This window comes from Sphingomonas sp. CFBP8993 (assembly GCF_034044895.1).
GTDB lineage: Bacteria > Pseudomonadota > Alphaproteobacteria > Sphingomonadales > Sphingomonadaceae > Sphingomonas.
This window is the reverse complement of sequence record NZ_JAXCWU010000001.1, coordinates 198,078-211,566: the sequence shown is the minus strand read 5'-3', so window position 1 is coordinate 211,566 and position 13,489 is coordinate 198,078. Positions and strand designations below refer to the sequence as shown.

6 protein-coding genes are annotated in these 13,489 nt (G+C 66.5%); 1 reads left to right on the top strand and 5 read right to left on the bottom strand.

Annotated features, from left to right (window positions below; genetic code table 11):
- Positions 1–66: 66 nt before the first annotated feature.
- Positions 67–741, bottom strand: a complete 675-nt coding sequence (locus tag SOM26_RS00920) for a response regulator transcription factor (RefSeq protein WP_320450854.1) — start codon at positions 739–741, stop codon at positions 67–69.
- A 73-nt stretch (positions 742–814) separates the two neighbouring features.
- The gene (locus tag SOM26_RS00915; protein ID WP_320450853.1) at positions 815–3,925 is read right to left on the bottom strand and encodes a TonB-dependent receptor plug domain-containing protein; all 3,111 of its coding nucleotides are present in this window, start codon (positions 3,923–3,925) and stop codon (positions 815–817) included.
- A 47-nt stretch (positions 3,926–3,972) separates the two neighbouring features.
- Here SOM26_RS00915 and SOM26_RS00910 point away from each other — a divergent pair, with 47 nt between their 5' ends.
- Positions 3,973–4,149, top strand: coding sequence for a hypothetical protein (locus tag SOM26_RS00910; protein WP_320450852.1), 177 nt, complete (start codon positions 3,973–3,975; stop codon positions 4,147–4,149).
- Here the strand turns inward: SOM26_RS00910 and SOM26_RS00905 are convergent.
- From SOM26_RS00905 to SOM26_RS00895, 3 genes are read right to left on the bottom strand one after another with little or no spacing between them, the layout of a single operon-like run.
- Positions 4,144–5,544, bottom strand: a complete 1,401-nt coding sequence (locus tag SOM26_RS00905; RefSeq protein ID WP_320450851.1) for a sensor histidine kinase — start codon at positions 5,542–5,544, stop codon at positions 4,144–4,146. The genes SOM26_RS00910 and SOM26_RS00905 overlap by 6 nt on opposite strands.
- Before the next feature lie 23 nt (positions 5,545–5,567).
- Positions 5,568–11,030: a hypothetical protein gene (locus tag SOM26_RS00900; RefSeq protein WP_320450850.1), complete on the bottom strand. Its 5,463-nt coding sequence runs from the start codon at positions 11,028–11,030 to the stop codon at positions 5,568–5,570.
- The gene (locus SOM26_RS00895; RefSeq protein ID WP_320450849.1) at positions 11,027–13,477 is read right to left on the bottom strand and encodes a VWA domain-containing protein; all 2,451 of its coding nucleotides are present in this window, start codon (positions 13,475–13,477) and stop codon (positions 11,027–11,029) included. The genes SOM26_RS00900 and SOM26_RS00895 overlap by 4 nt, the downstream gene beginning before the upstream one ends.
- Between the last annotated feature and the right edge of the window lie 12 nt (positions 13,478–13,489).

Genomic DNA, 13,489 nt, shown 5'->3' with positions numbered 1-13,489 from the left:
TAAGGTGCTCAAATGAGAGAGACAGGCCCAAGGGGTGACACACCCGGCTTGCACCAGCCTTGCATGTCAGTCGCCTTCGACCAGTTGATAACCGACGCCGCGCACCGACAAGATCTTCACCGCGCCGGTTTTGGTCGCCAGCGCCTTGCGAAGACGCGAGATGATCGATTCCAGCGAATTGCCGTTGACGAACTTGTCATAGCCATAGACGCGCGTCTCCAGCGTCTCTCGCCGGACAAGCACGCCGTCGCGCATCATCAATGCGGCCAGCACCAGCGCCTCCGACCGCCGGAGCGACATGGGCGCATCGTTGACGAAAAAGCCACCGCCCTCGACATCGTGCAGGATCGGCCCGAAACGGCGCATCTCGCGTGTCTTGTGCAAATCATGACGAAGCGCGACGCGGATGCGCGCCACGAGTTCGCGCGGCTCGAACGGCTTGGCGATATAGTCATGCGCGCCCAGTTCCAGCCCCGTCACCTTGTCGTCGATCCCGGCAAGCGCGGACAGAAGCAGGAAACGCTGCGGCCGCTTCTTCGCCTCGGCATAGCCGATCAGCGAAACGCCGTCTCCGTCAGGCAACAAGCGGTCGAGCAGGACCAGGTCGAAGTCGTTGTCCAGCAGCGCGTCCTGCGCCACGGCCAGCGTATCGGCACGATCGACGACGAAACCCTGCCGCTCCAGGTAAGCGGTCAGGGTTTCGGCAACGTCGCCGTCATCTTCAACAAGCAGCAATCTCATCGCGGACAACCTACACGACATCGCCGCGTCAGGCGAGGTCGGCGGCATTTCACGGCCACCGACCTCCCTAGCATCAGAAGGACATCCGTGCGGTCAGCACGACGGAACGCCCTTCGATGTTATAACGCGCCGTATCGTAGGGCAGGCTGTCGACGACCGTGAACGGCGCCGCCGCCTTGAAGATGTTGCGCCCCACCAGTTGCAGATTCAACCGCTTGTTCACGACCCATGACACCGACGCATCGACGGTGGTGAGCGGCGCCACGGGAGTGACGAGCTTGGGCGCCTGTTGGGTCCCCGCCGCATAATAACCCGCATAGTCGTTGAGATAGCTTGGCGTGTGATAGACGAACAGGTTGGTGCTGACCGGGCCCGAATTCCACTGCAGCGACCCGACGATCTTGTACCGATCGACACCCAGGATCCGGCCGCGCTGATCGATGCGCTGTGCGTCGGTCAGCCCCGTCGTCTCCGCCACCATATTGTCGACATAGACGATCTTGGGCTGGAACGTCCCGATCGCGGTCGAGAACAGGTAGCTGGCCTCATAGGTCATCGATTCGTAATTCGAACCGATGATGTTGTACCGCATAGCATTGTACTGCGTGATCTTGCCGTTCGCGGCGCGCGGATAGAACATCGGCAGCTGCAGGATCTGCGCATAGGGCAGAAAATATCCCAGGTCCGTGAGCGTCGCGAACTGATTTCGGATAAGGTTTCGGTTATAGGTCACCGCCAGGTTCAGGCCCGACAGGAACCCGTTGGGTTGCCATGTCGCGCTATAGATTTGTTGGCGCGACGTTTCCGGCCGCAAATTGGGGTTTGGCCCGAGATAAACCGGAACATAATATTTGGTCGTGGTGCGAGGGGCGCAGTCGGTCGTGCACTTGTACAGCGGATCGTCGGAGATCGTAGTCGTAGAGATTTGCGTACCGGTCAGTGCGTAAAGCTGCGTCGCGGGTGGTGCCTTGAAACCTCGGGTGAACCTTGCCCGGATGCTGATCGTTGGGGTCGGCGACCACAACATGCCCCAGGCCGGGGTGGTGCGCCCGAATTCGTTCTTGCCGTAGATGATCTGACCGCCCTGATCGACGGGCTTCCCCCCGACCGTCCCGATCGGCCCCGTGCTGCTGGTTATGTCCCGGCGCAGCGCGATGTTGAAAAGCAATTGCTTGACGAGCGGCAGGTCATAGCCACGCCCCAGGATCGGCAAGTTGATCTCACCGAAGAACGCACGGCGCTCGCTCGTCGGATTGTTGCCCGCGGTCTGCGCGATGTAGGTGCTGTTTACACCGGTGCGAGAATATTCGGCACCGGCGGCATAGCTGACCGCCCCGGCCGGCAGCTTGAACAGTTCGCCGTTCACCCGCGCTTCGAGATTGTCGAGCGAACTGCCGAGGTCGTCGACGATGTTGGGAAAGAGGAACCGGCTGATGCTCGCCCCGCCACCATTGGTCGTGCTCTTCCAGGGGTTGAACGCAATGTTAGGATCGCTGCTGGTCAACGCCTGACATTGCTGATCAAACGCGGCCTTGTAGCCCGCCCGCTGATTCACGGGGATGCGGTTGTTGGCCAACAGGAAGTTGTAGCAGGAATAGCCCGTCGGCGACGTCGCGTCCTTCTGGAAACTGACCAGATTGCCCAGTTGCGTGCCCGAACCCTCTGCCGAACTCTTCGACTTGGTGTAGATCAGTTGCAGCTTGGCCGCCTTGCCGAAATCATAGCTGACGCCGCCGTTGACGTTCCAGTTCCGCACCGTGTTGCGGACGGTGCCGGGCGACAGCGTACCGTCGCTGATCTCACTCTGCGGGAAATAGTAGACCGTGGTGGCGTACGCGAAATTCCCGAAGGTGAATGCCGGGAAAGGACTATAATACTGCCCCGGCGCCAGGGGTACGCCGATGCCGCCAAAGGCCGCATTCTGCTGCGTATTCTGTGACCAGGTGTAGAGGCCGGTCGCGAACACGCGCAGGCGATCGGTGATTTTCTGATCGAAGTTCAGCGTACCGCTGACCGTGCGCGTGCGCGGACCCGCGAATTCGGGCACATAGTCGCGGCTGGCGCTGAGACCGGTCGTGATCAAATCCGACTGTTTCGGGGCACCGGTGAAACCCGGCGGAACCGTCAGGCCATTTTGGATGAACGTTCCCGTCTTGGGATCATACACCCCCGGCAATGACACCGTCCCAGGCTGAGTCCCGGCATTGAACGTCCGCTTGTCATAGGCGGTATTGCCGCCGAAAAAGGGCGCGTAATTGTTGGTGACATAGCCGGTCCGGGCATTGATGATGGGATTGACCCGGCCGAACTCCACACTGGCGGCCAGGCTGCCGCTTCCCCAGGCGCGACCGCTGTACAGGCTGATCCGGGTGTCGTCGGCCCCGGAACTCGTCTGCTTGCGCGTCGCCGAAATGGTGGTGCCGACGTAGTTCTTCTTCAGGATGAAGTTGATGACACCGCCCATCGCGTCGGCGCCGTAAATGGCCGCCTGTCCCCCGGTGCTGATTTCCACACGCTCGATCGCGCTGAGCGGGATACCGTTCAGATTGGCGAACCCGCCCTCGAATCCGGCGGCTCCCGCGATGCGGCGACCATTGATCAGGATGAGCGTGTTGCCCGCACCGACGCCACCAAGATTGGCGGCCGACACCCCCAATGCGCCGACGGCCGAGACGACCTGGCCGCCGTTTGCGCCGGTATTGGTGGCCAGCGGCCCCTTGCCACGATTGTTGGTGATCGCCCCGATCGTCGCGACATTCTGCGGCAGAGTGCGGATCAGTTCCTCCACACTGGTGACGCCACGGTCACGGATTTCCTTGGCGTCGATCACGGTTAGGCGGCTGGTCTTGTCACCGTCCCTCAACCGGCTGCCGGTGACGAGAACGTCGTCGCTGCCCTTGGTCTTCTTGATGACCGGGTTCTGGAAACGGCGCAGTTCGGCCTCATCCGCCTTGGCCTTCTTATCACCGGCCCGGGCGGCGGGCGCGTTTTCGCGCTCGGCATTCTTGCGCGCCTGCTCTTCGTCGGCGGCATCGCTATTTCCCGGGACGGGCACCACGCCCTTCAGGCTCTCGGCCTGGTTGGATGCCGGCTGCGCGGCTTGCGTCTGTTGGGCGAACGCCGCGCCGGTCGTTGCGAGATAGGCGACGAGCGAACACGCGCCCAGAAAGGCTGACTTCTTCATGATCGTACCCCCCATAGATACTATGATCGTCAGCGTTCGTGAGGCCGATGCCGTGGCTTTTTACCCGGTCATTCAAGCCCAAGACGCTGCTCTATGACGAAGACATGCTGCGCGACGAGGCTTGCACCAACCTTGCAACAAAGGATTTGGAATGTCGCGATGTGCTGCAACTGCGAAATTCTATGTCCTACGACGGAGCAATGGGCATAGAAACAGGCTTATGACGCGAATGTCAGGGTGAATTCGGCACCGCCATCCTCGGCATTGCGGGCGCACATATCCCCGCCGTGCAAGCGGACGATGGCCGCCACGATGGCCAGTCCCAGCCCATAGCCGCGGCGGGCCGATACCGGCCGCGCAAAGGGCTCGAACAAGGCGACGGGATCGATATCGCCGAAGCCGGGGCCATGGTCGCGCACCGTGATCCGGCCATCGGCATCGATCGCCACGCGCACCGTGGTTCCGGGCGGTGCGAAGGAGATGGCGTTGTCGACCAGGTTGGCGATGGCCGACTCGATCAGGGTCGCGTCACCGGGTATCTCGACCTCGTCCCTCGCACTGTCGAGCATCAGGGTGACATCGGCCTGTTCGGCCAGCGGCATCCTTCCCCGGATAACCTTGGCGGCCGAGGCGGTGAGATCGGTGAAGCCGGTCACGTCGCGACGATTGCCGATGCTCATCAGCGTCAGCAACTGGTTGACCAGCCGGGTCAGCCGCCGCACGTCGCCGATCAGCTTGTCCTTTTGCGGCCCGTCCTCCATCAATTCCAGGCGGGTGCGCAGCACGGTCAGCGGGGTCCGCATCTCATGCGCCGCCGCCGACAGGAAGAAGGTCGCCCGCCGCTGGGCCGCATCGACCTGCGCGATCAGGTGATTGACCGCCCGGACCAGCGGCAGGATCTCGCTGGCGACGCCCTTTTCGGGCAGCAGCGCATCCAATCGCTGTGGATCGATCGACCGGGCCAGCCGCGCGACGCGCCGGATCGACCACATATGCAGCGAAAAGATGATGGCAAAGATCAGGAAGACACCGCCTGCTGCCAGCAGGAAGTTTCCGCTGAACGCCGATATCCATTTGCGCCGCACCCCCAAGGGCGAAGAGTGTTCGATGACGACGGGGTGGCGCAGATCGTGATATTCGAAATAGGTCAGCTTGTCGCACATGCGGAAGGAGGCGTAACCATCGCCATCCTTGCCATCCATGATCTTCTCGCCCTGCGTGCAGATGGTCGGATCGGCCACGGCCCGGTGCACCTGCTCCAAGGCCGCGAAGCCGAATTGGCGGAAAAAGACCGGCGGACCATTTCCGAAGGCCCGGTTCCCGACCCGGACGTAGAAGCGGAACTCGGGATTGCGCGCTGCGACCTCGCGCAGGAAACCATCCTCGGCAATGTCGGAGGCATCGGACGGGTCATCCCGGACGGACAACATGAACCCGGCGAGCGTACTGCGAAGCTCGGACTCGGTCGCCTGCAGGGGCGGCGGGACATCGACCTGCACCGGCATGTCGGCCAGCGGCCGGATCACGAAGGCGTAAAGCCCCCAGCCCAGGAAGATCGACGTCAGCACCAGCATCTGGGCGAACATCGACTTGCGCCAGTTCCAGATGCGCCCCAGCAATCCCACTCCTGTCTGCCCCCGCCTCAGTGCGCCGCGCCTCCGTCGAGGGGCGGCATCGGTGGCAAGTCGCCGCCGTTCGGCCCCAGCTTCCGCTTTTCGAGGATTTGCGCAAGCGTGGCGTAAACCCGCCGCCGATCGGTCGCGTCCGGCCACAACCGGACTGTCGCGACCAGTTGCGCCATGGCGTCCGCCAGGTCGTCGACATTGTCGAGCGGTCCGGCGGGATAGAGCATCTGGGTGAAGGCCGCGTCGAGCAGCGCCTCCGCCTGGGGCAGCAGGCCGCTTCGCGCATAGACCCGCGCCGCCACGATCCGTCCCTCCGCCGCCATCACCGGCATGGCGCGCAGCCGCGTATCGAGCATGGCCGCGTCCTCGGCCGTCAGCGGGGCCGCGAGGCGGTCGGCCAGCGCGAGCAGGCGCGCCACTTCATCGGCATCGGCCTTTCCGGCGTGAAGATCAGCCAGCATCGCCGCCAATTTCTGCGCCCCCTCGCCGCGCCGGGCAGGGCCAAAGGCGATGACGTCGTACAGCGCCTGTTGGCGCGCCTGGTCCTCCGGCGCCATCGCGCCGGGATAGCGTTGCAACTCGGCCGACATGTCGGGCCGGGCCAGCAGGGCGGCGGCGGCCCCCTGCCCCTTGGTCGCCGCCGACAGCGTGTAGACCAGCGCACGACGGCCTCGCCCCGTATCGCCTTCCGTCGCGATGGCATTGGAGTGGCGCCACAGCGCGCGCATGATCCGCGACGGCGGCGTCGGATCGCCCTTGCCCGGATCGAGCAGCGGCGCGAGGGTGGCATCGCCACCGCGCATCACCGGAGCGGTGCCGCGTCCCTGCCGCGCCTCGACCACCACCAGCGCGGGACGGGTCGGATCGTGACGGAGATAGGCGTCATAGACACTGGCGAAAAACCCGGCGGTTCCACCCCCGCCACCACGCCCGCGCATCGCCCGCGCGCGATTGAGCAGGGCCACCAGCCAGTCGGGATCGTCCGCATCGACCTGCGCGGTCTGGGCGGCCGCCGCCGCCTGTTCCGGCTTGCCGATCAGGCGATAGACCAGCACCAGCATCGTCGCGGCGGATCGGTCGTCGGGATGGCTGGCGACATAGTCCTGCAGTGCGGGCGCAAGGTCGCTCCAGTCCGCCTTTTCGACATACAGCGCCAGCAAATGTTCGCGATACGCCGCATTGGTGGGGTCGAGCGCGATCATCCGCCGCGTCAGCGCCAGCCGCTGCTCGGACGAGGTCTGCGCATCCTGAACCGCGAAGCGTTGATAGACCTGCGCCGCGACCTTGGGGTCCGGCTTGGGATCGGCAAGGAACGCCTCGATCTGTTCGCGGCGTACGTCGGGGAAGTGCCGGGCGATGGCGCGATCCAGCCAGGATACCTGCTGGCCATTGGCGCGCATCGCCTCGCCCATCGTCGTCAGTTGGATGAAGGCCTGTCGCTTGTCCCCGGCATACCAGCGCTCCAGCATGGTCGGCAGCGCGGCGGCGTCGGCGTAGCGGGACGCGACGGCCCTGGCCGCGTTCAGCACCACGTCCCGATTGGCGGGCAACGCATCGAACTGAAGCAGCCGAGCCGCGAGCGGGGCACCGCTTCGTGCCTTGGGATCGCGCACGACGGCTATGTCCCGGTTCAACATGGCCGACAGCCGGGCCTTTTGCGCCGCATCCAGCGGATGACGGAAGAGGCTGTCGAGCGTCAGGTCGCTCAGGCCCGAATCCCCCTGCCCACGCTCCAGTTGCGTGACGAGGCCGTCATAGAGGGTCAGCAACTGATCGATCGAAAACTGGTCCAGCCAGTCCATGCCCCCGCCGCCATGCCGTCGCGAGACGGTCAGGCTGATGCCGAGCGGTCGGTTGCCTTGCGTGATCGTCAAACGGACCAGTGCATCGGGTGACAACAGGGTCGTGCCCGCCGCCTTTTCCAGCTTCGCATAACGCTCCGGCGACGCGCGGAACAGGTCGAACAGGATGCCGTCCCGTGCGGGGGACGCCTGGAGCGGCGGCAGGACCCAATCCCGAAATTGTTCGGGGGGCAGCAGGTCGAATGCGTCGCTCAGGAGCAGCAGGTAGAGCGGACGGCGGAAGCCTGGTTCCGGTGCAGCGCGTGCCTTTTCCTCCTCCGCCAGCGCGCTGGCGAGCAGGCCCTGGCTGGCCGCCTTATCCCCGCGCGACAGGGCCAGCACCAGCGCCAGCTCGTCATTGTCGGCGTCGCCCGCCTGCAGGCGCAGCGCCGCAAAAGGCCAGTCGGATGCGGCCGTGATGGGCTTCCCGCCGCGCCCGGTCAGATGAGCACGCAGCAACGCCGCACGGCGATACGCGGGATCGCCCGAGAAACGGCTGTCGAGCGCGCTATCCCAGGCCGACAAACCGGCATCGCCATGCCCCGCATCGGCGATGCGATGCCCCAGATCGACCAACAGCGCGAGGCGCGGATGATCCGCCAGCGCGCCCGGCCGGACAGCATCGACCTGGCCCATCTCCGTGGTAAAACGCTGCGCCAGCTCGGTAAGGATCGGATCGGCGGTGGCACCCGCGTCCGGCCAGGTCAGCAGCAGCCCCTCGACCATCGTCGGATAATAGCGGCGGACGTCCAGCCCCCGTTCGTCACGCGGGCCCATCGGCGTCGAGGGCTGGCGCGCCAGAAGCGTGCGCAGGCCGCGCCAGTACCAGCGTCGGGCCAGCGCATCCTCTCCCGCCCGTTCCTGGAGGATCGCGGTCTTGACCAGCAGATCGAAATTCGACTGATCCTGCAACAAGGCACGGGCATAGTTGGTCAGCGCCTGCGCCGGGCGTCCGGCGGCAGCATAGGCATCGCCCTTCGCCTCGTCGACATTCACCAGCCCGCCCAGGCCGTTCATCATCGCAAAGGCACGCTCGGTCCCCGCCTCGTCCCCTTGCATCAACAGGGTGCGCGCCAGATCGGCATAGAGGTCGGGCGGGAACGACTTGCCGAGCGCCAGCAGGCGGCGGGCATAGATCAGCTTGCGGCGCGGATCGCCGATGATCGCCACCGCGCCTCCATCATTCGCGCCGCCGCCACTCAACGTCGCCAGTTCGCGCAGCACGAAGGCGCGCTGCTCGCCCGCGCCCGGCACCGTCGCCTCGGTCGCCCGGATCTGCAGGTCGAGATCGGCATCCGCAGCCGCAATGTCGGACAACAGGCCGAGCAGCCGGGGCATCGCGCCCCCGTCGGCGATCCGCTCCAGCACGCGCCGTTCGGCCCAGTCGAGCACGCCGCTGGTGTCGGCATCACCATCGCCCGCATCGGCGACCATGTCGATCAGCGCATCGATCGCGGGCAGGAACTGGGCCGCATCGCCATGATCGGCGGCATATTGCAACAGACCGATCGCCTCACCCCGTCGGTGCTGGCGCTTCAGCTCGCTGGCCAGTCTCGACAGCGCATCCGCGTCGTCGGGTCGCGCCGCCAGCCCCTCTCGCAACTGGGCGATCGCCTGGGTGGGCAGGTCGGACTGTGCATAGACGGTCGCCTTGAACGCATGGGCATCGACATCGCCCTTGTCGGTCAACTGGGCCATCAGCCCGTCAAGTTCCCGCTGCCGCTGTTCGGCCGATACGGGGCCGTCGTCATGGCGCAACCGGGTCAGGATCAGCTGCCGGACATGGGCGTCGCGATTGCCGGGGTCGAGCGCGATCAGCCGAGCCAGCGTCGCATCCAGCCGGTCGTAATCGCGTACCCGTGCGTAAAGCTGCGCCAACTGGTTGAGCAGCGCGACCTCGCCTTGGCCACGGCGCGCGGCGAAACGCCGTACCGCCTCGGCGGCGGCCTCGGGCTTGTTCTGCGCCAGACGGAGCGCGACAAGCAGGTCGATTTCGCCGGGCCGGATCGTGCCCGCATCCAGCCGCGCGCCAATCTCCTGCGCCATCGGCTCCAGCCGGTTCATTCGCGTGGCGATCGCGACGATCTGCCGCTCGATGATGCTGCGCCGGGCAGGCAGTGTCGTATCCACCCAGAGCGCACGCCAGCGGGTCAGCGCCTCGTCATCATGTCCCGCCTCCGCCGCGAGCTGCGCGATACGCGTACGAACGTCGTAAGCGGGCGCGCCTTTCGCCTCCAACCGCTTCAACAGGGCCAGCGCCTGATCGGGCCGACCCAGCCGTTCATAACCATCGGCGATATCGGGCAGCAGCAGCCCGGCGGTGTCGCCGCGCTCGACCGCCTGCAACTCGGCCAGCGCCTTGGCCATGTCGCCGCGATCCAGATACGTCTCGAACAGGAACAGATGCGTCGCCGTCGCCACCGCCGGGTCGCCCGCGCTGCCCGCCAGCATCGCGACCGCCTGATCCTGAAGGCCCATGCCGATCATCGCCCGCGCGCCCGCCGTCAGCACGTCGGCCCGCCCGCGATTGGCCGCGAACATCCGCCGCCAGACGGCCAGGGCCTGCGCCTCGTCCCCTTGCGTCAGATGAAGCGCAGCCAGCCGGGCATAGAGGTCCACCTGATGCGGGTCAGCCGCGATCAGGCGGGCATACTCGACCTCGGCCGCCGCCCGGTCGCCGGACAGATCGAGCACCCCGGTCAAGCGGCCACGCAGCTCGGGGGTTTTGGCCGCCTCGATCGCGGCGATGGCGGCCTTGGTACGACCCAGCTCGAGCAGCACATCGACCTTGGCGTTCGCGACCAGTTCGTTGGGAGGCAGGGTGTCGAGGAAGGTCAGCGCACCGGTAAGATCCCCCGCATTGCGATAAGCCTCGACGACGAGCGCCAGCGCATAACGCCGATCGTCGGGCGTTTTTGCGATCGACAGGGCGGCCTTGGCCGTGTCGCGCGCCGGGCCCGCCTCACCCGCCGCCAATGCCCATTGCGCCGCCGTCAGCCTATCGCCCACGTCGCCGCCCGATCCGCCCAGGGCCAATGCCGCCTTGGGTCGTCCCAGCAGCGCCAGGATATCGGCCAGCCGCGGTGCCTGGGCCGGCGGCGCATCCTTGGCATAGCGCAGCAGCGTATCGGGACGGCGAACCGCGTCGATCATTGCCAGCCGCAGGGCGATCCGCCGCTTGACCGCCTGGTCATGCTCCTGCTCCTCCGCCTGGCGATAGAGCGGCACCGCCTCGGCGATCCGGCCCAGCGCATCGAGCAGTTCGGCCTTGAGGCGATAGCCGTCCGCGCCCGTCTCATTGGCCAGCGCCGCATCGGCCGCCGCCAGAGCACCCTCGCGGTCGCCATCCTGCCACAGGAGTTCGGCGCGCAACCGCCCTGCCGACGCACGCGCCGACGGAGATCCGCTCTGCGACAGGGCCTCCACCTTCGCCAGCACGGTCGCCAGATCGCCACGCTTCACGCTCGCGCGGTACAGGCGGTTCGCCGCGTCGAAATCGGTCCGCCTCGCCGACGCCAGCGCCGACAAATCGTCCCCCGCCTGCGCCCATGCCCATGACGGACAGGTCAGGCTGGTCGACAGCGACAGCGCGAGAAGCAGCGGCCGAAAGGCCGATCGACGGGAAGAAAAGCGGATCATCGAATTCCTGCGATGCGGCGCGAAGGCCAGCGCCGATAGCCAATATCGAAGAGGTACAATCCCAGCGCCAGTAGCGTCATCCACGGCCAGAGATCGATCGCGCGCAAGCCGCCGATCCGCTGTACGGACCCAGGCTGGGCGGCGGGATCGTCGCGGTGCCATCCTCCGGTCCGCGACGACAGCGTGTCGAATGGCAGGGCCATGAAGTCCGGCATCGCCTGGACCGGCCGCACATCGGAGAAGGCCGAGTCGGCGGCAAGGGCAAGATGACCGCCGTCGCGCACCTCGATCCGGGCGGAATCCTTGCCCGGCCAGGCGATGTCCGCCATGAAAAGACCCGGCGCACGCTCCTCGACACCGTCGATCCGGCGTTGCGGACGGCCGTCCGCGTCGACCAGCGTAATCGTCGGCATCGTCGCGTCCACCGTGCCGGAACCGTTACGCCGCACCGTGATCGTCAGCCTGTCGAAACGCCGCGCGGTGTCCACCGTCAGCTCCGGCCGCGCCCGTGCCGTCATCGCCAGGACGCGCGCCAGCCAACGGCCATAATCGGGCCAGCCACGCCAGCTCGCGGTTCCCGCTCCCAGCGGCTCGGTCATCATCGCGGTGACGCGCCCGCTACCCACCGGCCAGCTCGACAGGATCGGATCACCGCCATCGGTGCGAAGCAAAGTCTCCGTTTCGGGCCGGGTACGCGTCTGGACATAACCGGACAGGGGCGGCGGGGCGCTCAGTTTCGCGCCGTCCCACCAACCGGGCCTCGGCTCGCCCCGAACCGCTACCGAACCGCTGCGATAGCCGGGATCGGGCCGTGTCTGCGGCTGTTTGAAATCCAGTTCGACCAGGTTGAACTCGTCGGGCACCGAGTAGAAGCGCCCGCGCCCCACCCGTGCCCAGTCGGCCATGCTCTTCTCGTCATCGACCTGCCCGCCGACCGCCACGGTGGAGATGTTGATCCGGTTCTCCGCAATGTGGCGGAGCAACTGCTGATAGCGATCCTCCGCCACCCCGCCGTCCGAGATGACCAGGATATGCTTGTAGCGTGCATCCAGATCCTTCAGCCCATAGAACGCCTCCTGAAGCGCCGGGAAAAGGACGCTGGCGCCCTGCGCTTGCATCCGGCCGATCGCGCGTTCGATATCGGGCACGTCGGTCGCGTGGTGCATCGGCACCGACCATTGCCGCGCGCCATAGAATTCGACCACGCCGACCCAGTCATTGGCGTTCAGTTTGCGCACCGTCTGACGCGCCACCTGCTTGGCGAGCTCCAGCCGATCGCCCTGCATCGAACCCGAACTGTCGATGACGATGGCCAGCGCGACGCTGGGCCGGACCTGCTTGTCCTGCGCGCGTGCGGTGACCGGCAGCGCCGCGCCAAGCGCCGTGTCGGCATAGCCCCCCGCCCCGAACGCCGCCATTCCGCCCGAGACGAACAACCCGGTTCCCCCGCGCGCCACGGCACGGTTGAGGCTCTGCTGCGCCGCCACCGGCAGGCGCGAGGCGGGCAGATCGTCGACCATGACCAGCGGCCAGCGCGCTGGATCGATACCTTCCGAAAGCGCGCTCGGCGCCCGTTGGTCGACGACGAAGCTTGGCCCCAGCAACTGCTGGAGCTGGCCCGCCGCGCCCCGCTGCCGCTCGCCCAGATAGAGCAGGCGGCGCGGTTCCTGAATCGCCGCCAACGTCTGGAAATTGCCGCCTCCGTCGAGTTCCACGCGCAGCGGCAGGAACCCGGCGCGCTGGGTCGGAATGTCGAGCGCGACATGCGTTTCGCCATCCGCGCGGAACGACGTGCTGGTCGCCAGCCGCTGGTCACCGCTGAACACCGCCAGGCGATGCGTGCCACCATCCCCCTGAACAACGACATCCGCGCGCAACGTCTCACCGGCCCGAGCGGCCGCCATCCGCACGTCCGCGACAAAGGCAGGCCGCAGGGCGGTCGGCACCGAGATCGTGTTGACCGGAATACCACGCGCGACCAGTGCGGCGATGCTGTCGCGCCAATGATCGTCCGTCGACAGGTCGCTGCCGATCAACGTCACCGCGCCACGCGAACCCAAGGGGATGGAACCTGCCGCGTTCCGCAAAGCCTGCGATAGCGATCCGTCGTGCAACACGATGCGCCCGCTGGCCGAGCCGCCCAGCTGGATCACCGACGTCCGGGCATCGGCGGGGGCCGTCGCCATGACCCGGTCGAGCGCACGCCGCGCCGCCGCCTGCCCCGCCGCGCCCAATACGGACCGCTGGTCGAGGATATAGATTTGCGCGCCCGCTCCGTCGCGTCGCACCAGACTGGGCTGCATCATCGCGATGATCAGGCAGGCATAGACCGCCGCCCGCACCGCCGCGTGCCCCCAGCGCGGCCGCGCCCGCATAGGCCACCAGAGCAAGGGCGGGACGAGCAGGAACAGCCAGGCCGCGACGGGAAAGAGGAAGGTGATGCTCACGTCTGTCCGGCC

Excerpts from the sequence above, each read along its gene's own strand:
- SOM26_RS00920 (WP_320450854.1), bottom strand. The coding sequence starts at position 741 with ATGAGATTGCTGCTTGTTGAAGATGACGGCGACGTTGCCGAAACCCTG.
- SOM26_RS00915 (WP_320450853.1), bottom strand. The coding sequence starts at position 3,925 with ATGAAGAAGTCAGCCTTTCTGGGCGCGTGTTCGCTCGTCGCCTATCTC.
- SOM26_RS00910 (WP_320450852.1), top strand. The coding sequence starts at position 3,973 with ATGCCGTGGCTTTTTACCCGGTCATTCAAGCCCAAGACGCTGCTCTAT.
- SOM26_RS00900 (WP_320450850.1), bottom strand. The coding sequence starts at position 11,030 with ATGATCCGCTTTTCTTCCCGTCGATCGGCCTTTCGGCCGCTGCTTCTC.